The 25,501-nt window shown below is 68.6% G+C and carries 25 protein-coding genes; 16 read left to right on the top strand and 9 right to left on the bottom strand.

The genetic code is table 11. The annotated features are described in order from the left end of the window. Positions 1-280: 280 nt before the first annotated feature. From MKCMC460_RS24835 to MKCMC460_RS24810, 6 genes are all read left to right on the top strand, one after another. A complete protein-coding gene (locus MKCMC460_RS24835; RefSeq protein WP_236977707.1) occupies positions 281-1,429 on the top strand; it encodes a YncE family protein in 1,149 nt (382 codons plus the stop codon). Positions 1,430-1,510: 81 nt separating this feature from the next. Further along, positions 1,511-3,142, top strand: a complete 1,632-nt coding sequence (locus MKCMC460_RS24830) for a long-chain fatty acid--CoA ligase (protein ID WP_236977705.1) — start codon at positions 1,511-1,513, stop codon at positions 3,140-3,142. Positions 3,143-3,163: 21 nt separating this feature from the next. Then, the gene (locus MKCMC460_RS24825; protein ID WP_236977703.1) at positions 3,164-4,231 is read left to right on the top strand and encodes a dihydrodipicolinate reductase; all 1,068 of its coding nucleotides are present in this window, start codon (positions 3,164-3,166) and stop codon (positions 4,229-4,231) included. 2 nt (positions 4,232-4,233) lie between these two features. Further along, positions 4,234-4,707 carry an SRPBCC family protein gene (locus tag MKCMC460_RS24820; RefSeq protein WP_236977702.1) on the top strand — a complete coding sequence of 158 codons (474 nt, stop codon included), beginning with the start codon at positions 4,234-4,236 and terminating at the stop codon, positions 4,705-4,707. A 3-nt stretch (positions 4,708-4,710) separates the two neighbouring features. Continuing rightward, entirely contained in the window at positions 4,711-5,604 is an 894-nt protein-coding gene (locus MKCMC460_RS24815) for a class II glutamine amidotransferase (protein ID WP_236977701.1), read from the top strand. Next, complete coding sequence (locus tag MKCMC460_RS24810) at positions 5,605-6,471, top strand: patatin-like phospholipase family protein (RefSeq protein WP_236977700.1); 867 nt, start codon at positions 5,605-5,607, stop codon at positions 6,469-6,471. It begins immediately after the preceding gene. A 1-nt stretch (position 6,472) separates the two neighbouring features. Here MKCMC460_RS24810 and MKCMC460_RS24805 read toward each other — a convergent pair whose 3' ends face one another. Together MKCMC460_RS24805 and MKCMC460_RS24800 are read right to left on the bottom strand one after the other, a co-directional pair. Continuing rightward, a complete protein-coding gene (locus tag MKCMC460_RS24805; protein WP_236977699.1) occupies positions 6,473-7,531 on the bottom strand; it encodes a patatin family protein in 1,059 nt (352 codons plus the stop codon). Between the two features lie 94 nt (positions 7,532-7,625). Continuing rightward, on the bottom strand, positions 7,626-8,075 hold the full coding sequence (locus MKCMC460_RS24800; RefSeq protein WP_370653003.1) for a lipoprotein LpqV: 450 nt from the start codon (positions 8,073-8,075) through the stop codon (positions 7,626-7,628). Positions 8,076-8,191: 116 nt separating this feature from the next. Between MKCMC460_RS24800 and MKCMC460_RS24795 the strand changes: the two genes are divergently transcribed. Both MKCMC460_RS24795 and MKCMC460_RS24790 read left to right on the top strand, forming a co-directional pair. Further along, entirely contained in the window at positions 8,192-8,806 is a 615-nt protein-coding gene (locus tag MKCMC460_RS24795) for a cysteine dioxygenase family protein (RefSeq protein ID WP_370653199.1), read from the top strand. Further along, positions 8,803-9,183: a rhodanese-like domain-containing protein gene (locus tag MKCMC460_RS24790; RefSeq protein ID WP_236977697.1), complete on the top strand. Its 381-nt coding sequence runs from the start codon at positions 8,803-8,805 to the stop codon at positions 9,181-9,183. Before MKCMC460_RS24795 ends, MKCMC460_RS24790 begins: the two co-directional genes overlap by 4 nt. Here the strand turns inward: MKCMC460_RS24790 and MKCMC460_RS24785 are convergent. The 3 genes from MKCMC460_RS24785 to MKCMC460_RS24775 are packed head-to-tail and all read right to left on the bottom strand — an operon-like array spanning position 9,180 to position 12,756. Further along, on the bottom strand, positions 9,180-10,937 hold the full coding sequence (locus MKCMC460_RS24785; protein ID WP_236977696.1) for an alpha/beta-hydrolase family protein: 1,758 nt from the start codon (positions 10,935-10,937) through the stop codon (positions 9,180-9,182). The genes MKCMC460_RS24790 and MKCMC460_RS24785 overlap by 4 nt on opposite strands. Continuing rightward, positions 10,934-11,707 (bottom strand): enoyl-CoA hydratase, encoded by a 774-nt coding sequence (locus MKCMC460_RS24780; protein WP_236977694.1) that lies wholly within the window; start codon positions 11,705-11,707, stop codon positions 10,934-10,936. Before MKCMC460_RS24780 ends, MKCMC460_RS24785 begins: the two co-directional genes overlap by 4 nt. 11 nt (positions 11,708-11,718) lie before the next feature. Next, positions 11,719-12,756: an enoyl-CoA hydratase/isomerase family protein gene (locus tag MKCMC460_RS24775; RefSeq protein ID WP_236984390.1), complete on the bottom strand. Its 1,038-nt coding sequence runs from the start codon at positions 12,754-12,756 to the stop codon at positions 11,719-11,721. Positions 12,757-13,057: 301 nt separating this feature from the next. On the opposite strand from MKCMC460_RS24775, the gene MKCMC460_RS24770 reads away from it, so the two are divergent. Further along, positions 13,058-13,891, top strand: coding sequence for a Bax inhibitor-1/YccA family protein (locus MKCMC460_RS24770; protein ID WP_238304977.1), 834 nt, complete (start codon positions 13,058-13,060; stop codon positions 13,889-13,891). Positions 13,892-13,948: 57 nt separating this feature from the next. Here the strand turns inward: MKCMC460_RS24770 and MKCMC460_RS24765 are convergent, their stop codons facing one another. Both MKCMC460_RS24765 and MKCMC460_RS24760 read right to left on the bottom strand, forming a co-directional pair. After that, positions 13,949-15,163, bottom strand: a complete 1,215-nt coding sequence (locus MKCMC460_RS24765) for an acetyl-CoA C-acetyltransferase (protein WP_236977691.1) — start codon at positions 15,161-15,163, stop codon at positions 13,949-13,951. An 87-nt stretch (positions 15,164-15,250) separates the two neighbouring features. Next, positions 15,251-16,219, bottom strand: coding sequence for an SGNH/GDSL hydrolase family protein (locus MKCMC460_RS24760; protein WP_236984388.1), 969 nt, complete (start codon positions 16,217-16,219; stop codon positions 15,251-15,253). Positions 16,220-16,442: 223 nt separating this feature from the next. On the opposite strand from MKCMC460_RS24760, the gene MKCMC460_RS24755 reads away from it, so the two are divergent. From MKCMC460_RS24755 to MKCMC460_RS24740, 4 genes are all read left to right on the top strand, one after another. After that, positions 16,443-17,510 carry an alpha/beta hydrolase gene (locus tag MKCMC460_RS24755; RefSeq protein ID WP_236977689.1) on the top strand — a complete coding sequence of 356 codons (1,068 nt, stop codon included), beginning with the start codon at positions 16,443-16,445 and terminating at the stop codon, positions 17,508-17,510. A gap of 47 nt (positions 17,511-17,557) precedes the next feature. Beyond that, on the top strand, positions 17,558-18,952 hold the full coding sequence (locus MKCMC460_RS24750) for a cystathionine beta-synthase (protein ID WP_238304975.1): 1,395 nt from the start codon (positions 17,558-17,560) through the stop codon (positions 18,950-18,952). A gap of 76 nt (positions 18,953-19,028) precedes the next feature. Beyond that, positions 19,029-19,778 (top strand): RDD family protein, encoded by a 750-nt coding sequence (locus tag MKCMC460_RS24745; RefSeq protein WP_238304973.1) that lies wholly within the window; start codon positions 19,029-19,031, stop codon positions 19,776-19,778. 37 nt (positions 19,779-19,815) lie between these two features. Next, positions 19,816-20,979, top strand: coding sequence for a cystathionine gamma-synthase (locus tag MKCMC460_RS24740; protein ID WP_236977685.1), 1,164 nt, complete (start codon positions 19,816-19,818; stop codon positions 20,977-20,979). A 74-nt stretch (positions 20,980-21,053) separates the two neighbouring features. On the opposite strand, the gene greA is transcribed toward MKCMC460_RS24740, so the two are convergent. Together greA and MKCMC460_RS24730 are read right to left on the bottom strand one after the other, a co-directional pair. Further along, complete coding sequence (greA, locus tag MKCMC460_RS24735; protein ID WP_180915039.1) at positions 21,054-21,548, bottom strand: transcription elongation factor GreA; 495 nt, start codon at positions 21,546-21,548, stop codon at positions 21,054-21,056. A 238-nt stretch (positions 21,549-21,786) separates the two neighbouring features. Then, a complete protein-coding gene (locus tag MKCMC460_RS24730; RefSeq protein ID WP_236977684.1) occupies positions 21,787-22,233 on the bottom strand; it encodes a DUF4307 domain-containing protein in 447 nt (148 codons plus the stop codon). Positions 22,234-22,341: 108 nt separating this feature from the next. Here MKCMC460_RS24730 and mca point away from each other — a divergent pair, with 108 nt between their 5' ends. The 3 genes from mca to MKCMC460_RS24715 are packed head-to-tail and all read left to right on the top strand — an operon-like array spanning position 22,342 to position 25,494. Then, entirely contained in the window at positions 22,342-23,211 is an 870-nt protein-coding gene (gene mca / locus MKCMC460_RS24725) for a mycothiol conjugate amidase Mca (RefSeq protein ID WP_236977683.1), read from the top strand. Beyond that, the gene (locus MKCMC460_RS24720) at positions 23,208-23,507 is read left to right on the top strand and encodes a hypothetical protein (protein ID WP_236977682.1); all 300 of its coding nucleotides are present in this window, start codon (positions 23,208-23,210) and stop codon (positions 23,505-23,507) included. Before mca ends, MKCMC460_RS24720 begins: the two co-directional genes overlap by 4 nt. Beyond that, on the top strand, positions 23,494-25,494 hold the full coding sequence (locus MKCMC460_RS24715) for a thioredoxin domain-containing protein (protein WP_238304972.1): 2,001 nt from the start codon (positions 23,494-23,496) through the stop codon (positions 25,492-25,494). Before MKCMC460_RS24720 ends, MKCMC460_RS24715 begins: the two co-directional genes overlap by 14 nt. The last annotated feature ends 7 nt before the right edge of the window (positions 25,495-25,501 follow it).

Genomic DNA, 25,501 nt, shown 5'->3' with positions numbered 1-25,501 from the left:
CATTTCAACAACCTTGATGGCATTCGCTGCGTTGGGGCAGATGAGGCCGATGGTTTTCCCCGCCTGATTTTGACCCGAACCCCGGTCGTGATCTGCATAACAGCGCAGATTCGGCAATCAATTACCGGCAATTATGCGACTAGAATATCGAGTCATACGCATCGAAACGGTTATTTTCGTGCTGTTTCGTGCCCGCCCCGGGAACCGGGCGTCGCACAGCTCCGCGCCACGCACACCCACCCAATTCCCGGGGACCGACAAGAGTGAAGGCGGTGCCAGCATGAGCCTCGGGAACAACCACAACAGCCGGGTAAGCCGGGATGTCGAGGTCCTCGACGGCGGCCCGGTGGCCGTTCAGATTCCCGTGCACAACGGCGCCATCAGCGGCATCGCCATCAGCCCCGACGGGCGGCGCCTGGTGGTGACCAACCACGGCGGCGACAGCGTCTCCATCGTCGACACCCGTGCCTGCCGGGTCGCCGAAACCATCCCCGGCGTCGACGAGCCTTTCGCGATCGCCCTGGCCGCCGCCGACCGCGCGTATGTGAGCAGCGTGTCGCCCGCCTACGACGCGATCCAGGTCGTCGACTGCGTGGCCGGAGTCGTCGTCGCGACCCATCCGGTCGCGCTCAGCGTCAGCGACCTGGCGGTCAGCGCCGACGGGAAGCACGTCTACATCGCCCGCAACGGTGCCCGCAACGCCGACCTCGCCGTCCTGGACACCGAATCCGGGCAGCTGCGGGTGGTCGACGTCGCCACCACCGCCGGCACCGTCACCGAGTGTGTCCGCGTCAGCCCCGACGGCGACCGCGCCTACGTCGGCGTCAACGGCCCGTCCGGTGGCCAGGTCGTCGTCGTCGACACCGGGCTGGCCACCGAGGAAACCGGCGGCCGTACACGGTGGCGCCGCACCAACACCAAGCCGCGGCCCAAGGTGCGGGTCAACGGACCCGCGGTGATCGGCACAATCGACATCGGGCTGCCCGTTCGCGACGTCGCCGTCAGCCCCAACGGCGCGCTGGTCTACGTCGCCAGCAGCGGACCGGACTTCGTGGCGATCGACGTCGTCGACACCAGCGCCAACAAGGTCACCGCCACCCGCAAGATCCCCGAGCTCACCGGCCTGCTCACCCGGCTCACGCTCAGCGCCGACGGCGACCGCGCGTATCTGGTCAGCGACGACAGCGTGACCGTGCTGTGCACGCTCACCCAGGACGTCGTCGACTCCATCAACGTCGGCACCCAGCCGTCCTGCGTGGTCGAGAGCCGCGACGGCACCAACCTGTACATCGCCGACTATTCGGGCGTGATCACCGTGGTCCCGGTCGGCGCGGGCGCGGCCGGGATCGAACAGGCGGCGCTGGAAGCCAACCGGTCGGCGGATCTGTTCGTGCCCGACTTGCTGCGATACGACGCCGCGCTCGTCTGACGCCCGGCGTATCCCCGCTCGTGGTGCGGCGATAGCATTCGCCCACGTAGGGTGCGCCGAGACGCGGGAGGCGGTACGTCGATGTACAGCACAATGCAGGACTTCCCGCTGACCATCACCGCGATCATGCGGCACGGCTGCGGCGTACACGGCCTGCGGGAGGTCGTCACCGCAACCGAGGACGGCTACCGCAGCACCACGTATCGCGAAGTGGGCCAACAGGCCGCGCGGCTGGCCAACGCGTTGCGCCGCCTCGGCATCACCGGCGACCAGCGGGTCGCCACGTTCATGTGGAACAACACCGAACACCTCACCACCTACCTCGCGGTGCCCTCGATGGGCGCGGTGCTGCACACGCTGAACATCCGGCTGTTCGCCGAACAACTCGTCTACGTGGCCAACGAGGCCGAAGATCAGGTGGTGCTGGTCGACCTGTCGCTGGCCCGGCTGCTGGCGCCGGTACTCGGCGAATTCGACACCGTGCACACCGTCATCGCGGTCGGTGACGGCGACACCGCGGCATTGGCGGAATCCGGCAAGACGGTGGTCCGCTACGCCGACGTGCTCGACGGCGAGTCGACCGAATTCGAGTGGCCGGACATCGACGAGAAATCCGCTGCCGCCATGTGCTACACCAGCGGCACCACCGGCCACCCCAAAGGCGTTGTCTACAGCCACCGTTCGAGCTTCCTGCACACCATGGCGGCGTGCAGCACCAACGGCATCGGCGTCGGGTCCAGCGACCGCGTGCTGCCGATCGTCCCGATGTTCCACGCCAACGCGTGGGGGCTGCCGTACGCCGCGCTGGCCGCCGGCGCCGACCTGGTGCTGCCCGACCGCCACCTCGACGCGCCCTCGCTGATCGACATGGTGGAGAAGCTGCGACCCACCCTGGCCGGCGCGGTACCGACCATCTGGAACGACGTCATGCACCACCTCGAGAAAGACCCCGGCCACGACATGTCCTCGCTGCGCATGGTCGCCTGCGGTGGTTCGGCGGTTCCGGAGTCGTTGATGCGCACCTTCGAGGACAAGCACAACGTCCAGATCCGGCAGTTGTGGGGCATGACCGAGACGTCGCCGCTGGCGTCCATGGCGTGGCCGCCGCCGGGAAGCCCGGACGACCAGCACTGGGCTTACCGGGTCACGCAGGGCCAGCCGGTGTTCGGGGTGGAAGCCCGCATCGTCGACGACGACGGCGCGGTACTGCCCAAAGACGGTGTGGCAGTTGGTGAATTGGAGGTCCGCGGGCCGTGGATCACCGGCTCGTACTACCTGGGGCAGGACGAGTCCAAGTTCGACTCCGGGTGGCTACGCACCGGCGACGTCGGTCGCATCGACGAGCGGGGCTTCATCACCCTGACCGACCGCGCCAAGGACGTGATCAAATCCGGCGGCGAATGGATCTCCTCCGTCGAGCTGGAGAACTGCCTGATCGCGCACCCCGACGTCAAGGAGGCCGCCGTGGTCGCGGTTCCCGACGAGCGCTGGCAAGAACGGCCGTTGGCCGTCGTCGTCGCCCGCGAAGGGACCGAGGTCGACGCGCATGGCCTGCGAAAGTTTCTGGCCGACAAGGTCGTTCGATGGTGGCTGCCGGAACGGTGGGCGTTCGTCGACGAGATCCCGCGCACCAGCGTCGGCAAATACGACAAGAAGACGATCCGGGCGCGGTACGCCGACGGTGAATACGACGTCGCCGAAGCGCACGACTAGGCTCGCGGTAGAAAGGTAACCATGAGCCTCAAGGTCGTGCAGTGGGCCACCGGAGGGGTCGGCGTAGCCGCCATCAAGGGGGTGCTCGAACACCCCGAACTTGAACTCGCCGGGTGCTGGGTACATTCGGAAGCCAAGAGCGGCAAGGACGTCGGCGACATCATCTGCACCGCACCGCTGGGCGTGACCGCCACCAACAACATCGACGACATCCTCACGCTCGACGCCGACGCGGTGATCTACGCGCCGCTGCTGCCCAGCGTCGACGAGGTCGCCGCGCTGCTGCGCTCCGGCAAGAACGTGATCACCCCGCTCGGCTGGTACTACCCGACCGAAAAAGAGGCCGCCCCACTCGAAGTCGCCGCGCAGGCCGGCAACGCCACGCTGCACGGCGCCGGCATCGGCCCCGGCGCGGCCACCGAGCTGTTCCCGCTGCTGCTGTCGGTGATGTCGACGGGCGTGACATTCGTTCGCGCCGAAGAGTTCTCCGACCTGCGCACCTACGGGGCGCCGGACGTGCTGCGCTACGTGATGGGTTTCGGCGGCACCCCGGACAGTGCGCTGACCGGCCCCATGCAGAAGCTGCTCAACGGCGGCTTCTTCCAATCGGTTCGGCTGATCGTCGACAAACTCGGCTTCGCCGCCGAACCCGAGATCCGCCCTTCCCAGGAAGTGGCCGTGGCCAGCGCCCCGATCGATTCCCCGATCGGGGTGATCGAGCCCGGCCAGGTCGCCGGCCGCCGATTCCACTGGGAGGCCCTGGTCGGTGACACGCCCGTCGTCCAGATCACGGTGAACTGGCTGATGGGCGAGGAAAACCTGGATCCGCCTTGGTCTTTCGGGCCGGCCGGGGAACGCTACGAGATCGAGGTGCGGGGCAACCCGGACACCTTCGTCACCGTCAAGGGCTGGCAGCCGGAAAGCGTGGCAGCCGGACTGATCAGCAATCCCGGCATCGTCGCGACCGCGGCGCACTGCGTCAACGCCGTACCCGCGACGTGCGCGGCCCCGGCCGGCATCCAGAGCTTCTTCGACCTGCCGCTGATCACCGGCCGTGCGGCGCCGCAACTTTCGCGAAAAGAAGGATAGGCATGCCACGACCTGTCGTAGTGGAACAGTCGCGGGCCATCCCGGTCTCGGTCGAGGATGCATTCACCGCAACGATGCCGATACCGCTGCCGCGGATCTTCTCGCAGTGGTACGGCGTGATCCCGCCGATCAAAGAGGTGCGCGAGCAAACCGGCGCCTGGGATGCCGTCGGCCAGACTCGCGTGCTGCTGATGGTCGGCGGCGGCCGCGCACGCGAGACGCTGACCAGCGTTGAACCGCCAAACTCGTTCGGGTACACACTGTCCGGACTCAGCGGCCCGCTGGCAGCCCTGGTCACCTCGGTCGACGGCCTCTGGTCGTTCACCCCCGCCGGCACCGGCACCCGGGTGAGCTGGCAGTGGACGCTGCACCCCAAATCACCTGCGGCGGCGGCAGTGACGCCGGTGTTCGCCAAGATGTGGAAGGGCTACGCCCGCGTGGTGCTGGAAAAACTGTCCGCCCAGCTGGTGGATTGAAACGTGTGTCGGCTATTCGGCCTGCATGCCGGGACAGAGGTTGTGACAGCAACTTTTTGGCTGCTGGACGCGCCGGACAGCCTGGCCCGGCAGAGCCGGCAGAACCCGGACGGCAGCGGCATCGGCGTCTTCGACGAGCACGGCCGCGCCCAACTGTTCAAAGAGCCGATCGCGGCCTGGCGTGACCACGACTTCGCCACCGAGGCGCACCGACTGACCGGAACCACCTTCATCGCCCATGTCCGGTATTCCACGACCGGCTCCAGAGATGTGCTCAACACCCACCCGTTCCTGCAGGACGGCCGGATCTTCGCGCACAACGGGATGATCGAAGGTCTCGACGTCCTCGACGAACGACTACGCGAATTAGGCACGTACGACCTGGTTTTGGGTCAGACCGATTCCGAGCGGGTGTTCGCACTCATCACCGCAAGCATCCGTGCCCACGGTGAGGTGTCGACCGGTATCGCCGACGCCGTCGGCTGGCTTGCCGCCAACGTGCCGATCTACGCCGTCAATATATTGCTGTGCATGGGAACTCAGATGTGGGCGCTGCGCTACCCGGACACGCATCAGCTGTTCATGCTGGATCGGCACGTGGACGGCGACCCCGATTTCGACATGTCCACGGTGCGGATTCATGCGCAGAGCGACACATTGGCCGAAAGGTCGTCGGTGCTGTTCGCCACCGAGCCGATGGACGACGACCCGCGCTGGTGTCTGCTCGAGGCGGGGGAGTTGGTACACGTCGACACCGATCTGCACGTCACGCGCACCCTGGTGCTGCCCGACCCGCCCCGCCAGCTGCTACGCCGAGATGATCTGGCTCAGCCGGTGTTTCGCGCCCAGCATGCGCTGCCGGGCACGCGGCACCCCGCGCCCCGCGGAGAAACGTAGATGACCCGGCGCGCACTTGTCCTGGCCGGTGGCGGAGTCGCCGGAATCGCCTGGGAGACCGGGGTTCTGCAAGGTATCGCCGACGAATCGCCGGAGGCGGCGCGGCTGTTGCTGGACTCCGACGTGCTGCTCGGCACCTCGGCGGGCTCGGCGGTTTCCGCGCAGATCGGCAGCGGCAGCCCACTGGAGGCGCTGTTCGGCCGGCAGATCGCCGAGACCTCCGCCGAGATCGATCCCGGCGTCGACATCGAGACCATCACCGAGCTCTTCCTGGATGCCCTGCGCGAGCCCCGCACCGACGGATTTGACCGCACGCGGGGACGGCTGCAGCGCATCGGGTCGGTGGCGCTGGCCACCGAAACCGTGCCCGAGTCGGTGCGGCGCCAGATCATCGCCGCGCGTCTGCCGTCGCACCAGTGGCCGGAGCGGGACCTGAGGATCACCGCAATCGACACTGCCACCGGCGAATTGGTGGTGTTCGACCGCGACTGGGGAGTCGACCTGGTCGACGCGGTAGCCGCCAGTTGCGCGGTGCCCGGCGCCTGGCCACCGGTGACCATCGCCGGCCGGCGCTACATGGACGGCGGGGTCAACAGCTCCGTCAACATCGGCGTCGTCGACGACTGCGACGTCGCGGTGGTGCTGGTGCCCGCGGGTGCGGACACCCCGTCGCCGTTCGGCGCCGGGCCGGCCGCCGAGATCGCGGCGTTCCCGGGCGAGACGATCACCGTGTTCGCCGACGAGCAGTCGCTGGCGGCATTCGGGGCCAACCCGCTGGACCCACGCTGCCGGATCGGGTCGGCGACGGCCGGTCGCGCCCAGGGCCGTCGCGAAGCTCGTTCCGTCGCAACGTTTCTGGGTGTCTGATTCAGCCTTCGATCGCCGGCTGGCGGGTCTGGCCGGTGTCCTCGAACGCATCCAGCGCGCGGGTGGCGAGGTCGCGGCCGGTCCCGATCACCTCGGCAGCGCGGTGGAACTCCAGGCTGCGGCAGGTGGTGCGCGGCACCTCGATGAGCAGGTCGGGCGGGTAGGCGGCCAGGGTGTGGCGGGCCAGCGCCGATTGCGCGATGTCGATAGTTCTGTTCATCACGTCGAAACCGCCGAGCTTGGGAATCTCCGGCACCTCGACGTCGTCGTCGTTGTGGTGTTGTCCAGCAACGTTTTCCGGGTCGGATTCGGATTCCTCGAGCTCCGGTGTGGTCGCGCCGAACCGGCTCAGCACCGCGCGCGCCGTCGGCCGATCCAGCAGGGCCTTGGCCGAGCTGATGTCGAAAAGCGCTGTGGTACTGCGCACCATGCGGTTCAGCCACTCGGCCGTCATACCCGGTTCGGCGTCCCGCGTGGCGCCCGGTTCGCTGCCGTTGAGGCTCACCGCAATGGTCAGGTCGGCGTTGGTGGCGGCGATCGGCGCCATCGGCAGCGGATCCAGGATGCCGCCGTCGGCCAACAGACGCCCGTCGATCTCATGCGGAGCGATCACCCCGGGTATCGCGATGGACGCGCGAATCGCCTCGTCGATGGGTCCGCGCTGAAACCACACCGACTTGCCGGTCAGCAGATCGGTGGCCACCGCGGTAAACGGTATGGACAGCTCCTCGATGTCGACCGGCCCGAGAATGTCGCGCACCGCGTCCAGGATCTTCTCGGCCCGCAGCACGCCCGCCGCGGTCAACGACGGATCCAGCAGCCGCAGAATGGTGCGCTGAGTCAGGGACTGGGCCCACTCGGCGAGCTCGTCGAGATGGCCGGCCGCGCTGACTCCGCCCACCAGCGCGCCCATCGACGAGCCGGCGATCCCGACCACCTGGTAGCCGCGTTCCTGCAGCACCTGGATCACGCCGATGTGCGCGTACCCGCGGGCGCCGCCGCTGCCCAGGGCCAGCGCGACGCGGGACCGGCGCGGGTGCACGGCAGTCGGTTCGGCCATCCCGCCATTCTGCTTGGCGCCAGGCCGCTCCGCCGACCCGGCCGGCAGTTCGCCTACCCCTGATCGCAATTCGCCGAAGCCGCTGCCGGGCCGGCTAGCCGCACTCGCCCCGGGCCGCCGCCTGCGCCGCGACGATCACTCCCGCCTGCCGCGCCGGACCCAAATCCGCCCACCGCTTGTTCCAGCTGCCGGCAACGCCCGATGCGGACCCCTGAACCATCGCCAGATACGGCTCGATCGCGGCGTCGCCGGCGGCGCCCTGACCGTCCATCCACACCCGGGCGGCATGGCAGGCCTGGAAATACTCTTCCTCGGTCGACTCCGCCGGAGCGTCGACCCGCGTCGTCACACCGGCGGGGGAGACCCCGATGGCACCGGGCGGCAGCGAACTCGTCGCCGTCGTCGTCGACACCGACGACGAGGGTGCCTTGCCGCCGTCGCCGCCGGCCGAGCAGCCCGTCAACGCGCACCCGCTAACCACGATCGCAACAGTCGTTTTCCACAGCACTGACCACCGCAGCGGGAGACGACGGCACCGACGCACCGTCTCAATCTATGCAAAACTTCCTCCCGTGATGGCCCGGTTCGGATTTTGCGAGTGTTGTCGGCCCTGACACCGCCTGCCTCCAAACGTTCCCAACCCGGAGTTCTCCCATGGCCATGCCACTTGCCAAGCCACTCGCCAAACCGCTGTCCCGGCCCTACCCGACCCTGTCCGCCGCGCTGACCGCCCCCTATCCCGGGCCCACCCGGCTGCGGGTGCCCGACCTGCTGCACGCCACCGATCAGGCCGCCGACGACGTGCTCAGCGGACGCTGCGACCACCTGCTGCCCCCGGGCGGCGTCCCGCAGACCGAACGCTGGTTCACCCGCATCCACGGCGACGAGGAACTCGATATCTGGCTGATCAGCTGGGTTCCCGGACACGCCACCGAACTGCACGACCACGGCGGTTCACTGGGCGCGTTGACGGTGCTCTCCGGCTCGCTCAACGAATTCCGCTGGGACGGAAGGAAACTGCGTCGCCGTCGGCTCGACGCCGGCGATCAGGCCGGGTTTCCGCTGGGCTGGGTGCACGACGTGGTGTGGGCGCCCAGGCCCATCCCCGGCCCGACGCCGGTGACCGGCTTGGCTGCTCGCACGTTGGAGCCCACGCTGAGCGTGCACGCGTACTCGCCGCCGCTGACCGCGATGTCGTACTACGAAGTCACCGAGCGCAACTCGCTGCGGCGGCAGCGCACCGAACTGACCGACCAACCCGAAGGGCCCGGATGAGCCGCATCGACGACGTGCTGGAGGCGGCCCGCAGCCGGTACCGGCGGCTGCCCGCCGAACAGGTGCCCGAGGCGGTGGCGCGGGGAGCGGTGCTGGTCGACATCCGTCCGCAGGCCCAACGCGCCCGCGAGGGCGAGATCCCCGGGGCGCTGCCGATCGAACGCAACGTCCTGGAATGGCGCTGCGACCCCACCAGCGACGCCCGGCTGCCCGAAGCCGCCGGCGACGACGTCGAATGGGTGATCCTCTGCTCGCAGGGCTACACCTCCAGCCTGGCCGCCGCCGCACTGCTGGACCTGGGACTGCACCGCGCCACCGACGTGATCGGCGGCTATCAGGCGCTGGCCGCCGCCGGGGTGCTCGCCTCGCTGAGCTAGCCGTCCGAGCCCTCGCCGGTGCCCAGCGGCATCGACTCGGCGTGCAGCAGCGGCCGCAGCTTCTTGGTCTTCTCCGGCGTCCAGCCCGGCGGCGAGAGCACCGCCGCCCAGCTGTCGGCGGCGTTGGCCACGTAGCGGTGACCGTGCCCGTCGGGCACGTCGACCGCGACCGCCATGTCGGCGGAGACCTGCAGGAACGTCACCAGCGGAATCCAGCGCATCTCGGGAAGCACGTCGTAGCCGCGCTTCTCGCGTAACCAGTCCGGCTGGCTGAACGCCAGGTCGGGCCGCCACCACGCGATCGGGTCGGAGGCGTGCTGCAGATACACCACCCGCGGCCGGCCCCACTCGGGTGACGGACGGTTCAGATCCTCGGGCCGCGCCACGAACCGGACATGGTGCCCGTCATCGAAGATCGGCAACCACTCCGGCGAGCCACGATCCCGCGTCGCGGTCAGCTGGGTCCAGATGGTGTTGTTGAACGTCGGACCGCTGAACAACGCGCCGTCGGTGCGGGCCAGGATGTTGTTGAGGCTCATGAACGGTGCCTCGCCGCCGAACGATCCCAGGCTCTCCCCGAACACCACCAGCTTGGGACGGCTGCCCTCCGGCATCTGCCGGACCAGCTTGTCGACCGCCTCGAACAACGCCTGCCCGGCCTGACGCGCGCGTTCCCGGTCCACCAGGAACGACAGCCAGCTGGGCAGAAACGAATACTGCATGCTGACGATCGCGGTGTTGCCGTTGTACATGTACTCCAGCGCCGAGGCTTCCGCCTCGTTGATCCAGCCGGTGCCGGTGGTGGTGGCCACCGCGACCACCGCACGTTGCAGCCCGCCGGTGCGGGCCAGTTCGCGGGCGGCCATCTCCGCGGTCGCCTCGATGCCCTTCGCCGAATCCAGGCCAGCATAGGCGCGGATCGGCTCGATGGCCGGCGTGTCGCTGAAGGCGGTGAGCTGCCGCACCGAAGGGCCACCGCCGACGAAGATCCGGCCCTGGTGGCCCAACGACTGCCACGTCACCGCCGACTCCGGTCCCCCCGAACGCAGCTTCGTATTCGGCGGTGCGAAGTCAGGATCCATCTCGTTGTTGACCGAGGCGAACGTGTCGTTCATGGAACGCATGGCGAACTTGAGCACCACACCGTTGACCAGGGTGATCGACAACACCACCAGCCCCACCACCACGATGGTCGCCGAAAGCCGGAACGGCGCAACCCGATCCACTTGCGCCACCAGGAGAATCACCAGCCAGCGGATCAACTTGCCGACCTCGACCAGGGTGAACAGCACGATCACCGACAACACCCCGGTCAGCGGATAGTCGTACCACTTCAGGTGTTCCACGCCCATGATGTCGCGCACCCGGTCCTGCCAGACGTGGAACCGGATCGCCATCACCACGATCCCGATCGCCCCGACGGCGATCAGCGGCGCCCACGCCCAGGCCGGCGCCGGGGGGCTGGTGGTCTGCGAGCGCATGTAGCGGACCAGCCAGACGGTGAACACCCCCAGCCCGTAACCGATGGCGCCCGAACACCCGCTGACCGCGCCCTGAAACAGCGGTCCGCGGGGCAGCAGCGAGGGAGTCAGCGACAGCCAGACGAAGATCAGGCCCACCATGGTGCCGGTGTAGGTGTAGTTGCGAACCCACCAATGACCCTGAATCGGTTGTGCCGCAGCGGGATCCGGGCCCTCAGCGGGCTCGTCCCCGGCCGGCTTCTCGGCCGCGGTGGTGGTCGCGGAATCGCTCATCGGTGGGTGAAGTCCGGCGGTCGTTTCTCGACGAAGGCGGTCATGCCTTCAGTCTGGTCGTCGGTGGCGAATGTCGAGTGGAACAGCCGGCGTTCGTACAGCAGCCCCTCGGCCAGCGTGGATTCGAACGCACGGTTGACAGCTTCCTTGGCCATTTGGGCGGCCGGCAGCGACATCTGGGAGATGGTGGTGGCGACCGCCTTGGCCTCGGTCAGCAGGTCGTCGGCGGGGACCACGCGCGAAACCAGGCCGCTGCGTTCGGCTTCCGCGGCGTCGATGGTGCGCCCGGTCAGGATCAGGTCCATCGCCTTGGCCTTGCCGATCGCGCGGGTCAGCCGCTGTGAACCGCCCATGCCCGGGATCACGCCGAGTTTGATCTCCGGCTGGCCGAACTTCGCGGTGTCGGCGGCGATCAGCAGGTCACACATCATCGCCAGCTCGCAGCCGCCGCCCAGGGCGTAGCCGGCGACCGCGGCGATCGTCGGGGTGCGCACCGCGGCCAGCCGGCCCCAGGTGGCGAAGAAGTCGGCGCCGAATGCGTCGGCGAACGACAGCCCGGCCATCTCCTTGATGTCCGCGCCGGCGGCGAACGCCTTGGCCGAGCCGGTGATGATGATTGCGCCGATACCCGGGTCATTGTCCAATTCGGTTGCCGCGCTGGTGACTTCGTTCATCACCTGGGTGTTGAGGGCGTTCAGGGCCTTGGGTCGGTTCAGGGTGATGGTGCCGACCCGCTCGTCGCGCTCGACCAGGATGGTCTCGTAAGTCATGGTTCGCCTTTCTAGAACGTCAGGTCGTCGTCGGCCGGAGCGAAATACGCGGCGACGTCGGCGACGGTGACGTCGTCCAACCTCGCCGGCGACCACTTCGGATTGCGGTCTTTGTCGACCAGTTGCGCGCGGATGCCCTCCACCAGATCGTGTGATCGCAACGACGCTGACGACACCCGATAATCCTGCACCAGAACGTCTTCCAGCGTCTGCAGCTCAGCTGCGCGGCGCACCGCCTCGAAGGTGACCGACAGCGCGATGGGGGAGCGGGTGGCGATCAGGTCGGCGGCGTCGTGGGCCGGTCCCGCGTCGTGGTCGCGCAGGGCGGCGACGATGTCTGCGACGGTGTCCTTAGAATAGCACTCGTCGACCCATTCACGTTGTGCGGCAAGCTTACTCGGCGGCGGCTCGATGGCGTAGCCGGCCAGCGCGCCCTCGACGCCGTCGGTGGCGATCGCCGAGGTGAACGCGTCGAGTTGGCCGTGCGGCACGTAGTGGTCGGCGAAGCCCAGGGCGATGGCGTCGGCGCCGTCGAACGGCGCCCCGGTCAGCGCGGCGTGCAGGCCCAGCTTGCCCGGCGCGCGGGACAGCAGGTAGACGCCGCCGACGTCCGGGATGAACCCGATGCCGACTTCGGGCATCGCAACCTTGGAGGTGTCGGTGACCACCCGGGTGTTCCCGTGTGCGCTGACGCCCACCCCGCCACCCATCACGATGCCGTCCATCACCGCCACATAGGGCTTGGCGAACCGGCCGATCTGACCGTTGAGCAGATACTCGTCACGCCAGAATTTCCGCGCCTCGACGCCGTCCTTGCGGGCGCTGTGATAGATCGCCACCACGTCGCCGCCGGCGCACAGCCCACGTTCGCCGGCGCCGGTGAGCACCACCGCGCGTACCGCGTCGTCGCGCTCCCAGCGGGTCAGCACCGTGCTGAGCAACTCCACCATCGTCTGGTTCAGCGAGTTGATCGCCTTGGGACGGTTGAGGGTGACAAAGCCGACCCCGCCGTCGACGCGGGTCAGGACCTCGTCGGATTCCCCAGTCACGGCCCCAGTCACGCCACGTCTCCCCTCGTCGGAATCCTTGTCAGACCCGGCCGCTTCGCCACGACTCAGCTGCGACTCGGCCGCCGCCATAGAGTTTGACCAGCAATCTAGATCGTTACTCGCTCGGCGATGCCCGCGGGGCTAAGGTTTAGGCTTATCCGGACCATCATCCGGACCGCGGACGCAGGTCCCGGACGACCGAGAAAACAGCAGCTCCGCTGGGAACTCGAGCGGACCACCACTCGTTGGGTAGTTGTTCGCACGCTCGAAGCCAACAGCACTTTTGAGAGAGGATCCGACGGTGCGGGAGACAAGCAACCCGGTATTCCGTTCGCTGCCCAAGCAGCAGGGCGGGTACGCGCAATTCGGCCCGGGCGTAACGCCGGGCTACCAGCCCGACCCTTACGCCCCCTACCAGCAGCCGGCACAAGTTTCGCGGCCGGTCACCATCGATGACGTCGTCACCAAGACCGGCCTGACGCTGGCCCTGCTGTCGGCGACGGCGGTCGTGTCCTACTTCTTGACCGCGACCAACGTGGGCCTGGCGATGCCGCTGGCCATGATCGGCGCATTCGGTGGCTTCGCGCTGGTCATGATCGCGACCTTCGGGCGCAAGCAGGACAACCCGGCGATCGTGCTCACCTACGCGGCGCTCGAGGGGTTGTTCCTCGGCGCCATCTCGTTCGTGCTGGCGCACTTCTCGGTGGGCTCCGCCAACGCGGGGGTGCTGATCGGCGAGGCGATCCTGGGCACCCTCGGCGTGTTCTTCGGCATGCTCGTGGTCTACAAGACCGGGGCCATCCGCGTCACTCCGAAGTTCACCCGGATGCTGTTCGCGGCGTTGATCGGCGTGGTCGTGCTGATGCTGGGCAACCTGGTGCTGTCGATGTTCCACGTCGGCGGCGGTGAGGGCCTGGGCCTGCGCAGCGCCGGGCCCGTCGGGATCATCTTCTCGCTGGTCTGCATCGGTATCGCGGCCTTCAGCTTCCTGATCGACTTCGACGCCGCTGACCAGATGATCCGCGCCGGGGCGCCGGAGAAGGCCGCATGGGGCATCGCCCTCGGCCTGACCGTGACCCTGGTGTGGCTGTACATCGAGATCCTGCGTCTGCTCAGCTATCTACAGAACGACTAGCGGCGGCTAGTCCCTGAACGGGCAAAGCCGGCACGCCTCGCGGCGTGCCGGCTTTCTCTACAGCCGCTCGATCACCATCGCCATGCCCTGACCACCGCCGACGCACATGGTCTCCACGCCGAACGTCTTGTCGTGCGTCTGCAGGTTGTTCAGCAACGTGGTGGTGATGCGCGCGCCCGTCATGCCGAACGGGTGCCCCAGGGCGATCGCTCCACCGGAGACGTTCAGCTTGTCCTCGTCGATCCCCAGCTCGCGCGCCGAGCCCAGGACCTGCACCGCGAACGCCTCGTTGATCTCGAACAGGTCGATGTCATTGACCGACATGCCGGCCCGCTGCAGCGCTTGCTTGGTCGCCTCGATCGGCCCCAGACCGATGATCTCCGGGGACAGCCCGCTGACTCCGGTGGACACGATGCGCGCCAGCGGCGTCAGGCCGAGTTCCTTGGCCTTGGTGTCGCTGGTGATGATCACCGCCGCGGCGCCGTCGTTGAGCGGGCAGGCATTGCCCGCGGTGATGGTGCCGTTGGGCCGGAAGACGGGCTTGAGCTCGCTGATCTTCTCGTAGGTGGTTCCGGCCCGCGGCCCGTCGTCGGTACTGACGGTGCTGCCGTCCGGCAGCGTGACCGGGACGATCTCGCGGGCGAAGAAGCCGCTCTTGATCGCCTCCTCGGCGCGGTTCTGGCTGCGCACACCCCAGTGGTCTTGGTCCTCGCGGCTGATACCGGTCAGCACGGCGACGTTCTCAGCCGTCTGACCCATCGCGATGTAGACGTCCGGCAGGTTCCCGTCGGCGCGGGGGTCGTGCCACTCGTCGGCGCCGGCGGCCGCGGCGGCGCTGCGTTGTTGCCCCTCGTCGAACAGCGGGTTCTTGGTGTCGGGCCACGAGTCGGCGCTGCCTTTGGCGAACCGGGACACCGTCTCCACGCCGGCGGAGATGAAGGCGTTGCCCTCGCCGGCCTTGATTGCGTGGAACGCCATGCGCGTGGTCTGCAGCGACGACGAGCAGTAACGGTTGACCGTGGTGCCGGGCAGGAAGTCGTAACCGAGTTCGACCGCGACCACCCGGGCCATGTTGAAGCCGGACTCGCCGCCCGGCTGACCGCAACCCAGCATCAGGTCGTCGATCTGGTGCGGGTTGAGCGCCGGCACCTTGTCCAGCGCCGCACGCACCATCTGGGTCGCCAGGTCGTCGGGCCGCATGCTGACCAGGGAGCCCTTCATGGCGCGGCCGATCGGAGAGCGGGCAGTTGAGACGATGACGGCTTCGGGCATGAGATTCCTCCGGTGGGCTGTGGCCATTCGAGCCTGGCAGCGCCGAGCCTATCCGGGCGACGACGCGCGTCCGAAGGACGGCCTGGGTCAGGGGGCGGCGACAGCCGCGCCCTCGTCCGGCGGCCCGGCAACCAGTCCCCGCGTCCACAACCGTGACACCCGGGTTCGTCGTGCGACGACGATCTCGCCCGGCACCGTCACGGGTGCCACCGGCACCGGATCCGACGCCGGAGGCGGACCGAGCCTGTCGCTCAGCGCCTCCCGCAGCGCCACGAACAGCTGCTCGGCCGCCACCGCGTATCCCGCCGCCGACGGGTGGTACTGGTCCGCGGAGAACATCAGCTCGGGCATCTCCCGGAACTTGGGAGCCAGCAGATGGGCCAGCGGCACCGGCACCCCGCCGGCCGCCGTGACCGCCGCCGCCTGAGCCCGCGCCAGCTGCAACCCGCGGGTCCGTGCCAGCGACCGCAGCGGCTGCGGGATCGGCGTGATGAGGCCGAAGTCCGGGCAGGTACCCACCACCACGGCCGCGCCGCGGTCGCGCAGCTTGCGCACCGACAATCCCAGCCGCTGGGCCGACGGCCCCACGCCGTTGAGCGCGGTGACGTCGTTGGCGCCCAGGATGATCACCGCCGCATCCGGCGGTGGCCCGGCCACGAACATCGCGTCGACCTGACCGCGGACGCCCTTGGACGTGGCCCCGACGATCGCCTTGGTGCTGAGCCGGATCCGGAGGCCGGTCTGCTCGGCGAGCTGGCGAGCGATGAGCACACCCGGCACTTCCTCAGCGGTCAGACACCCATACCCGGCCGCCGTGGAGTCGCCGAACACCATCAGGTGCAGGTCGACGGGCAGCCCGCGCTCCCAGCGTTGGACGGGTCCGCCGCCGGCGCTGTAGACACCGTCGGCCCGGGGCGGCGCATCCCAGGACTTCGGGATCACGGTGCGCACATGCATCGCCTGACCCACCAGCAGGTTGCGTGCACCCAGATAGGCCGAGCCCGTCGAGGCAAGTGCACCCGCGGTGGCCCAGGCGATCGTCGACCGTCGTGGCACGCGCATGCTCACGGCAGTCATTTTAGGACGGTTGTGCTGATTTCGTGAGTAGCTGACGAACAAACCGGTTACGGTGTGGAACACATGTGGTATCGAAACTGATTCATTGGATGTTGAACGGGTAAACGACTGTCAAGCTAAGTCTGCGAGGTTGGCTGAACCAAGCGCTCCGCCTCCTCGTCACATGCTGTATCGGACTACAACGGCGTAGGAAGTGTTGAGCATGACCGCACCCAACAAGGTTTCTGGCGCACCTAGAGTCGCCATTCGCCCGCGCGACGCGTTGAAGGCTCGTAGACTCGAAGCACGCAGATTCGCGATCAGCGACGGCGCCCCCGTCGAGGTTGTCGAGTCTGGTCCCAGCGTCGCTGCGCGGTTAGCTACGCTTGCATCGCGCGTAACCATTCGGCCGGTTCTGGCTGTCGGCAGCAACGTCCCGCATTTCCCTTGGCCGTGGGGGCTGCTGGACCACGCCGCCCGCGTGCTGCTCCCCGCGACCAATACCGTCCGGGCCGACGTGAACTTGCCAAACGCCTCCGCACAGCTGGTTCGCGCGCCCGGCGTGCTGCCGGCGGACGGCACCAGACGGGTCATCCTCTACTTGCACGGCGGCGCCTTCCTGACCTGTGGCGCAAACTCGCACGGCCGACTGGTTGAAGCACTCTCCAAGTTTGCTGACTCGCCGATTCTCGTGGTCAATTACCGGCTGATGCCCAAGCACTCAATCGGGATGGCCCTCGACGACTGCCACGACGGCTATCAGTGGCTACGCCTGCTCGGGCATGAACCGGACCAGATTGTGCTGGCCGGCGACTCCGCCGGCGGCTACCTCGCGCTGTCCCTCGCGCAGCGTTTGCAGCGCGCCGGTGAGGAGCCCGCCGCGCTGGTGGCAATCTCACCGCTGCTGCAGCTAGCAAAGGAAGAAAAGCAGGCCCACCCGAACATCAAAACGGATGCGATGTTCCCGTCGAACGCCTTCGACGCGCTCGGAGAATTGGTTGCTAGGTGTGCGGCGAAGAACATCGTGGACGGCCAGCCCGAAGAGATCTACGAACCCCTCGATCACATCGAGCCGGGCCTGCCGCGCACCCTGATCCACGTGTCGGGGTCCGAGGTGCTGCTGCACGACGCGAGGCTGGCGGCCCGCAAACTGGCGGCGGCCGGGGTTCCGGCCGAGCTGCGGGTCTGGCCCGGGCAGGTGCACGACTTCCAGGTCGCCGGCCCGATCCTGCCGGAAGCCGAACGCTCGCTGCGCCAGATCGGGGAGTACATCCGCGAGGCGACCGGGTAAGCCCAAGCCCGAGTGCGCGGCGCGAAATCGCCTGAGACCATAGGCACATGCGAATCGCGCAGCACATCAGTGACCTGATCGGCGGTACCCCTCTGGTGCAGCTGAACTCCGTGGTCCCGGAGGGGTCCGGCGTCGTGGCCGCCAAAGTCGAATACCTCAACCCCGGCGGCAGTTCCAAGGACCGCATCGCCGAGCGGATGATCGATGCCGCGGAAGCCAGCGGGGCGCTGCAGCCGGGCGGCACCATCGTCGAACCCACCTCGGGCAACACCGGTGTCGGACTGGCCCTGGTGGCCCAGCGGCGCGGCTACAAGTGCGTGTTCGTCTGCCCCGACAAGGTCGGGGAGGACAAACGAAATGTGTTGCGCGCCTACGGCGCCGAAGTTGTCGTGTGCCCGACGGCAGTGCCGCCCGAGGACCCCGCCAGCTACTACAGCGTGTCCGACCGGTTGGTCCGGGAGACTCCGGGCGCCTGGAAACCCGACCAGTACTCCAACCCGGAGGGGCCGGCCAGCCACTACGCCACCACCGGTCCCGAGATCTGGGCCGACACCGACGGCAAGATCACCCACTTCGTCGCCGGCATCGGCACCGGCGGCACCATCACCGGCGCAGGCCGCTACCTCAAGGAAGTCTCCGACGGTCGGGTCCGGGTCATCGGCGCGGACCCCGAAGGGTCGGTGTACTCCGGCGGCACCGGTCGGCCCTATCTGGTCGAAGGCGTCGGCGAGGACTTCTGGCCGGCGGCCTACGACCCGTCCATCCCCGACCAGATCATCGCGGTCTCCGATTCCGACTCCTTCGACATGACCAGGCGGTTGGCCCGCGAGGAAGCCATGCTGGTCGGCGGGTCGTGCGGGATGGCCGTCGTCGCCGCACTGAAGGTCGCCGAAGAAGCGGGCCCCGAGTCGCTGGTGGTCGTCCTGCTGCCGGACGGCGGTCGCGGCTACATGGCGAAGATCTTCAACGACGCGTGGATGTCGTCGTACGGATTCCTGCGCAGCCCGCTGGACGGCTCCACCGCCGAGGCCACCGTCGGGGACGTGCTGCGACGCAAGTCCGGAGCGCTGCCCGACCTGGTGCACACGCACCCGTCGGAGACCGTGCGGGACGCCATCGGCATCCTGCGCGAGTACGGGGTGTCGCAGATGCCGGTGGTGGGCGCCGAGCCGCCGGTGATGGCGGGGGAGGTCGCCGGCAGTGTCTCGGAACGGGAGCTGCTCTCGGCGGTCTTCGAGGGCCGCGCCAAGCTGGCCGACGCGGTATCGCAGCACATGAGCCCACCGCTGCGGCTGATCGGCGCCGGCGAACTGGTCAGTGCGGCCGGCAAGGCGTTGCGCGACTGGGATGCGCTGATGGTCGTCGAGGAGGGCAAGCCGGTCGGCGTGATAACCCGGTATGACCTGCTGGGATTCCTGTCCGAGGGGACGCGGCGACGCTGACGGCTGTGACCTGGCTCTCCCCGCTCGGGTACGCTATCCGGCTTAGTTCAGCAAATCCGTACCGGAAGGGTGCCCAATGACCGATCAGCCGCCAGGCGGGTCGTACCCGCCGCCCGAATCAGCAGGTGAAGCTCCGTCGGGTGGATTCTTGACGCCCTCGGCGCCGCCTCCGGCACCCCGCGGGGAGGTGAGTTTCGACCCGCCCCCGGTCGGTGGCTCAGCGACGGTCGGCGGCTCGACCCCCCCGACTCCGCCGTCCTCGCCGCCCCCGCCACCCCCGCCGCCACCCGGGGGCTACCCGCCGCCGCCTCCAGCGGCCGGTGCGGTCGCGCCGCCGCCGCCGGGACCCGCCATCCGCGAACTGCCGTCGGAGTCCTACACCCCGTGGGCCACCCGGGCCGTGGCGTTCCTGATCGACTACGCGCCGGTGTTGATCGTGTACGCCGTCGCGTTTGCGATCTCGAAGGTGACCGAAGAGGAGAAATGCGGGTACCCGGGTGTCGCCGCGACCTGCTGGCGCCAGGAATCGATGATCGGCGTCCTGGCCAACTGGCTGGCATATCTGGCGATCGCCGCCTACGTGATCTGGAACTACGGCTACAAACAGGGCACCACCGGATCGAGCATCGGCAAGTCGATCATGAAGTTCAAGGTCGTCAGCGAGGTCAGCGGCCAACCCCTGGGCTTCGGCATGTCGCTGGTGCGCCAGATCGCGCACCTGGTCGACGCGATCATCTGCTACATCGGGTTCCTGTTTCCGTTGTGGGACAAAAAGCGCCAGACCCTGGCCGACAAGATCATGACCACGGTCTGCCTGCCGCTCTGACCTGACCCGCGCCGTCGTCCGATTAGGCTGACGGTCGATGAGCGACGACCACGACGTGACCCGGTTCGCCGGGTTGGCGACCAAAGCGATCCACGCCGGTTACCGACCGGACCCGGCCACCGGAGCCGTCAACGCCCCGATCTATGCCAGCAGCACCTTCGCCCAGGACGGCGTCGGCGGCCTGCGCGGCGGCTTCGAGTACGCGCGCACCGGCAACCCGACCCGGGCCGTGCTGGAGGCCGCACTGGCAGCCGTCGAAGACGGCGCATTCGGCCGCGCGTTCAGCTCCGGGATGGCCGCCAGCGACTGTGTGCTGCGGGCGGTGCTGCGTCCCGGGGACCATCTGGTCATTCCCGACGACGCCTACGGCGGCACCTTCCGGCTGATCGACAAGGTCTTCACCCAGTGGGGTGTCGAATACACGCCGGTGCCGCTGTCCGACCTGGACGCGGTGCGTTCGGCGATCACCGCGCGCACGCGGCTGATCTGGGTGGAAACGCCGACCAACCCGCTGCTGTCGATCGCCGACATCGCGGGTATCGCTGCGCTGGGCGCCGAGGCTTCGGCAAAAGTTCTGGTGGACAACACTTTTGCCTCGCCGGCGCTGCAGCAGCCGCTGACCTTGGGCGCCGACATCGTGTTGCACTCGACAACCAAGTACATCGGCGGGCACTCGGACGTGGTGGGCGGCGCCCTGGTCACCAATGACGAGGAGCTGGATCAGGCGTTCGCGTTTCTGCAGAACGGCGCGGGCGCGGTGCCGGGCCCGTTCGACGCCTACCTGACGATGCGCGGGCTCAAGACGCTCCCGTTGCGCATGCAGCGGCACAGCGAGAACGCGTTGGCCGTCGCCGAATTCCTGGCCGGGCAGCCGTCGGTCAGCGCGGTGCTGTACCCGGGCTTGCCCGGGCACCCCGGCCATGAGATCGCCGCGCGCCAGATGCGTGGCTTCGGCGGCATGGTCTCGGTGCGGATGCGGGGCGGACGGCAAGCCGCCGAGAAGCTGTGCGCCGCCACCGGGGTGTTCATCCTGGCCGAGTCGCTGGGCGGCGTGGAGTCGCTGATCGAGCACCCCGCCGCCATGACGCACGCCTCGACGGCCGGGTCGCAGCTGGAAGTTCCCGACGACCTGGTGCGGTTGTCGGTCGGGATCGAGGACATCGCCGACCTGCTGGCCGACCTCGAGCAAGCGCTGGCCTGAATCCCGGGTTAATTCCTCGCCGACGGTGAATTCGACGACGCGAAGCGCGCGCCGTTCACGCTCGGCGGAGAAGGTCAGGAGTGGTACGGCTCCGCGCTGACCAGGGTCACTTCCACCGTGCTGCCGCTGGGCACCTTGTAGCTGCGGGTCTCGCCGACCTTCGCGTCGATCAGGGCGCCGCCCAACGGTGAGTTCGGCGAGTACACCTCGAGCTTGCCGTCGTTGACGCCCTCCTGGCGGGTGGCGATCAGGAACGTCTCGCTGTCCGACTTGTCGCCGTTGTAGTAGACCTTCACCACCGAACCGGGCAGCGCGACGCCGGACTGCTTGGGCGCCTCGCCGACCTTGGCGTTGTTGAGCAGGTCCTGCAGCTGGCGGATCCGGGCCTCCTGCTGGCCCTGCTCCTCGCGCGCGGCGTGGTATCCGCCGTTCTCGCGCAGATCCCCCTCCTCGCGCCGGTCGTTGATCTCGGCTGCGATGACCGGACGATTCGCGATCAGCTGATCGAGCTCGGCCTTGAGTCGGTCATGTGACTCCTGGGTCAACCAGGTCACCTGAGTGTCCGTCATCTGGTCCTGCTCCTCGTGTTGTCGTTCCGCGCAGTTGCGCAAGTATGTGAGCCCTGGGCCAGGTAACGGCAACCGGTCGGACGTCTTCAGGTCCCACCCCCGGCGCTGCCGCTCCGTCCTGCCCACGGCCTCTAATGCAGCAATACACGGTCCCAAGCAGGACCGTGCATTCACCTACGTTACCACCGTGCTAACGATGAATGACCGACATATCCGCAGTTCGGCGATTTTTCTGCGGTTATGACGGCCGCAGATACGCGGGTACGTCTGTGCCGCACCCGTATACGTCGGCCATCAGCGGCGGCTTGCTGGATTTCAGCGTGGTGGTCACCTGCACGGTGGTCTGGTCGGCGGGCGGCACCAACACCTCTCGCCGGCCCGTCTCGCTGCCGTCCCGGGACCGCACCCGCACGATGCAGTCCACCGGCCGGGAGGGGTCCTTGCGGGTCACGCTGATGATGACCGAAGCCGTCTCGTCGTCGATCACCTGATAGCCCGCCAAGGTGCCGGTGACGTCTGCGGTCCCGATGCGCTGGTAGCCGACGACGGCAACCACCACGCCCGCCGCCAGCACCGCCGCGGTGAGCCCCACGATCACCCGTCGCCGCGATTTCGGTGCCAGTCGAGGACGGCCATAACGCGCCGCGGGACGCGAATCGGAACCGTCAGTCAAGCCTTCAGTCATGCCCTCGGGATTTGTGGGGTACAGGAGAACTGGAATTATATGGGCATCCGAGCGGGCCGGTGGGCGGCCGGCGAGACCGACTCGAATCAACACGACACGAGGGAGCACGTGAGCAAGCTGCGGTTGATGGCGGTGCACGCCCACCCCGACGACGAATCCAGCAAGGGTGCCGCCACCCTGGCCCGATACGCCGACGAGGGACATCAGGTGCTGGTGGTCACGCTGACCGGCGGCGAGCGCGGGGAGATCCTCAACCCGGCGATGGACCTGCCCGACGTGCACGGACACATCTCCGAGATCCGTCGCGACGAGATGGCCAAGGCCGCCGAGATCCTCGGCGTCGAGCACACCTGGCTGGGATTCGTCGACTCCGGCCTGCCCAAGGGCGACCCGCCACCGCCGCTACCGGACGGCTGCTTCGCGCTGGTGCCGCTCGAGGAGTCCACCGAAGCGCTGGTCCGCGTGGTCCGTGACTTCCGGCCGCACGTGATGATCACCTACGACGAGAACGGCGGCTACCCGCACCCCGATCACATCCGCTGCCACGAGGTATCGGTCAGTGCCTACGAGGCGGCCGCCGATCACCGGCGATTCCCCGACGCCGGCGAGCCGTGGGCGGTGTCCAAGCTGTACTACGTGCACGGCTTCCTACGGGCCCGGATGCAACTGCTGCAGGACGAGTTCGCCAAGCACGGCCAGGAAGGCCCGTTCGCGAAGTGGCTCAAGCACTGGCTGCCCGAGCACGATCATTTCGAGAAGCGGGTGACCACCCGCGTCGAATGCTCGGCGTACTTCGGCCGGCGCGACGACGCGCTGCTGGCCCACGCGACCCAGATCGACCCGAACGCGGAATTCTTCGCCGCACCGATCTCCTGGCAGGAGCGGCTCTGGCCGACCGAGGAGTTCGAGTTGGCGCGCTCGCGGGTCCCGGCGGTCCTACCGGAGACGGATCTTTTCGCGGGGATCGAGGACTGGTGAACCATCTTCTGCTCACCGTGATTGCTGCCGGGGGAACTCGCAACAACGGTCCCGACTTCGGCAAGGCCAGCCCGCTGGGGTTGCTGATCGTCGTGCTGCTGGTGGTCGCCACCGTGTTCCTAGTGCGGTCGATGAACCGTCAGCTCAGAAAGGTTCCGCCGTCCTTCGACCCGCAGCACCCCGAGCCCGACCAGGCCGCCGACGAGGGCACCGACGCAGTCGACGCGGATGGGCCCGGCCCGCCTGAGGGCGACGGCTCCGCGCGACCGTCGGGATCCGCTCATGACCCCGGCTGAGTCGGGCACCAACACCCTCGCCCAGGCCACCAGCCCCTATCTGCGACAGCACGCCGACAACCCGGTGCACTGGCAGCAGTGGACGCCGCAGGCGCTGGCCGAGGCGGCGGCGCGCGACGTGCCGATCCTGTTGTCCATCGGCTACGCCGCCTGCCACTGGTGTCACGTGATGGCGCACGAGTCGTTCGAGGACCCCGGCGTGGCGGCCGTCATGAACGCAGGATTCGTCTGCATCAAGGTGGACCGCGAGGAACGTCCCGACATCGACGCGGTCTACATGAACGCCACTGTCGCGCTCACCGGTCAGGGCGGCTGGCCGATGACCTGTTTCCTCGCCCCCGACGGCCGCCCCTTCTTCTGCGGCACCTACTACCCGAAAGAAGGCTTCCTGCAACTACTTTCGGCCATCACCGAAACGTGGCGGGAACGCCGCGACGAGGTGGAGCAGGCCTCGGAACACATCGCCGGCGAGTTGCGGGCGATGAGCTCGGGGCTGCCCGGCGGCGGCCCGGAGCTAGTCCCCGAGCTGTGCGACCAGGCCGTCGCCGCGGTGCTGCAAGACCAGGACACCGCCCACGGCGGCTTCGGTGGCGCACCCAAGTTTCCCCCGTCGGCGCTGCTGGAGGCGCTGTTGCGGCACTACGAGCGCACCGGGTCGCCGGAGGTGCTGATGGCGGTGCAGCGCACCGGCAGCGCAATGGCCCGCGGCGGCATCTACGACCAACTGGCCGGCGGGTTCGCCCGCTACAGCGTGGACGCCGCCTGGGTGGTCCCGCACTTCGAAAAGATGCTTTACGACAACGCGCTGCTGCTGCGGTGCTACGCGCACTGGGCCCGCCGGACCGCTGACCCGCTCGCGCACCGGGTGGCCGCGCAGACGGCTCAGTTCCTGCTCACCGACCTCGCCGCCGGCGACATGTTCGTCTCGTCGCTGGACGCCGACGCCGGCGGCGTCGAGGGCTCGAGCTACGTCTGGACGCCCGCGCAGCTGACCGAGGTGCTCGGGGCCGACGACGGCTTGTGGGCGGCGCAGGTTTTCGACGTCACCGCGTCCGGGACGTTCGAACACGGGGCATCGGTGCTGCAGTTGCGGCACGACCCCGAGGATTTGCACCGGCTGGAGCGGGTTCGTGCCGAGCTGTTGGCAGCCCGGGCGCGCCGCGTACAGCCCGGCCGCGACGACAAGGTGGTGACCTCCTGGAACGGGCTGGCCATCACCGCGCTCGCCGAAGCGGGCGTGGCGCTGGGGCAGCCGGCGCTGGTGCGCGCCGCACGGCGATGCGCGGCCGCGCTGCTGGACCTGCACCTGGTGGCCGGGCGGCTGCGCCGCGCCAGCCTGGGCGGGACGGTCGGGGACAGCGCGGCGATCCTGGAGGATTACGCGATGCTGGCCACCGGCCTGCTGACGCTGTACCAGCTGGATTCCGATGCGCGTTGGCTGGACGCGGCCACCGGCCTGCTCGACACGGCCGTCGAGCATTTCGGCGGCCCGCAGGGCCGTTGGTTCGACACCGCCGACGACGCCGAGCAGCTGGTGCTGCGACCAGCCGACCCGCTGGATGGTGCCACTCCGTCGGGCGCGTCGGCGCTCGCCGAGGCGCTGCTGATGGGCGCTCACCTGATCGACGAGCGCGCCGAATGGTATCTGCGGCTGGCCGGTGAGACGCTGGGCGCGCATTCGGTGCTGCTGGCCCGCGCCCCGCGGTCGGCGGGGCACTGGCTGGCGGTCGCCGAAGCCGCGGTGCGCGGGCCGTTGCAGATCGCGGTCGCCTGCGCCGGGGACGCGTCGCCGCTGCTGGCCGACGCCCGCCGGCTGGCGCCGGGCGGGGCCGTCGTGGTCGGTGGCGCGGTGGACTCGTCGCCGTTGCTGGCCGGACGCGACCGCGTGGCCGGAGCCGACGCCGCGTACGTCTGCCGGGGCCGGGTCTGCGACTTGCCGGTGACCAGTGCGCAGGCACTCGCTACGGCGTTGGCTGTACCTGGGTAGTAGCGTG

The sequence above is a fragment of the Mycobacterium sp. 20KCMC460 genome, assembly GCF_022179425.1.
GTDB lineage: Bacteria > Actinomycetota > Actinomycetes > Mycobacteriales > Mycobacteriaceae > Mycobacterium > Mycobacterium kiyosense.
Note: the sequence above shows the minus strand (reverse complement) of the source record. Positions and strands in the feature narration are given on the sequence as shown.

Excerpts from the sequence above, each read along its gene's own strand:
- MKCMC460_RS24835 (WP_236977707.1), top strand. The coding sequence starts at position 281 with ATGAGCCTCGGGAACAACCACAACAGCCGGGTAAGCCGGGATGTCGAG.
- MKCMC460_RS24830 (WP_236977705.1), top strand. The coding sequence starts at position 1,511 with ATGTACAGCACAATGCAGGACTTCCCGCTGACCATCACCGCGATCATG.
- MKCMC460_RS24825 (WP_236977703.1), top strand. The coding sequence starts at position 3,164 with ATGAGCCTCAAGGTCGTGCAGTGGGCCACCGGAGGGGTCGGCGTAGCC.
- MKCMC460_RS24820 (WP_236977702.1), top strand. The coding sequence starts at position 4,234 with ATGCCACGACCTGTCGTAGTGGAACAGTCGCGGGCCATCCCGGTCTCG.
- MKCMC460_RS24810 (WP_236977700.1), top strand. The coding sequence starts at position 5,605 with ATGACCCGGCGCGCACTTGTCCTGGCCGGTGGCGGAGTCGCCGGAATC.
- MKCMC460_RS24805 (WP_236977699.1), bottom strand. The coding sequence starts at position 7,531 with ATGGCCGAACCGACTGCCGTGCACCCGCGCCGGTCCCGCGTCGCGCTG.
- MKCMC460_RS24795 (WP_370653199.1), top strand. The coding sequence starts at position 8,192 with ATGCCACTTGCCAAGCCACTCGCCAAACCGCTGTCCCGGCCCTACCCG.
- MKCMC460_RS24790 (WP_236977697.1), top strand. The coding sequence starts at position 8,803 with ATGAGCCGCATCGACGACGTGCTGGAGGCGGCCCGCAGCCGGTACCGG.
- MKCMC460_RS24785 (WP_236977696.1), bottom strand. The coding sequence starts at position 10,937 with ATGAGCGATTCCGCGACCACCACCGCGGCCGAGAAGCCGGCCGGGGAC.
- MKCMC460_RS24780 (WP_236977694.1), bottom strand. The coding sequence starts at position 11,707 with ATGACTTACGAGACCATCCTGGTCGAGCGCGACGAGCGGGTCGGCACC.
- MKCMC460_RS24765 (WP_236977691.1), bottom strand. The coding sequence starts at position 15,163 with ATGCCCGAAGCCGTCATCGTCTCAACTGCCCGCTCTCCGATCGGCCGC.
- MKCMC460_RS24755 (WP_236977689.1), top strand. The coding sequence starts at position 16,443 with ATGACCGCACCCAACAAGGTTTCTGGCGCACCTAGAGTCGCCATTCGC.
- MKCMC460_RS24750 (WP_238304975.1), top strand. The coding sequence starts at position 17,558 with ATGCGAATCGCGCAGCACATCAGTGACCTGATCGGCGGTACCCCTCTG.
- MKCMC460_RS24745 (WP_238304973.1), top strand. The coding sequence starts at position 19,029 with ATGACCGATCAGCCGCCAGGCGGGTCGTACCCGCCGCCCGAATCAGCA.
- MKCMC460_RS24740 (WP_236977685.1), top strand. The coding sequence starts at position 19,816 with ATGAGCGACGACCACGACGTGACCCGGTTCGCCGGGTTGGCGACCAAA.
- greA (WP_180915039.1), bottom strand. The coding sequence starts at position 21,548 with ATGACGGACACTCAGGTGACCTGGTTGACCCAGGAGTCACATGACCGA.
- MKCMC460_RS24730 (WP_236977684.1), bottom strand. The coding sequence starts at position 22,233 with ATGACTGAAGGCTTGACTGACGGTTCCGATTCGCGTCCCGCGGCGCGT.
- MKCMC460_RS24715 (WP_238304972.1), top strand. The coding sequence starts at position 23,494 with ATGACCCCGGCTGAGTCGGGCACCAACACCCTCGCCCAGGCCACCAGC.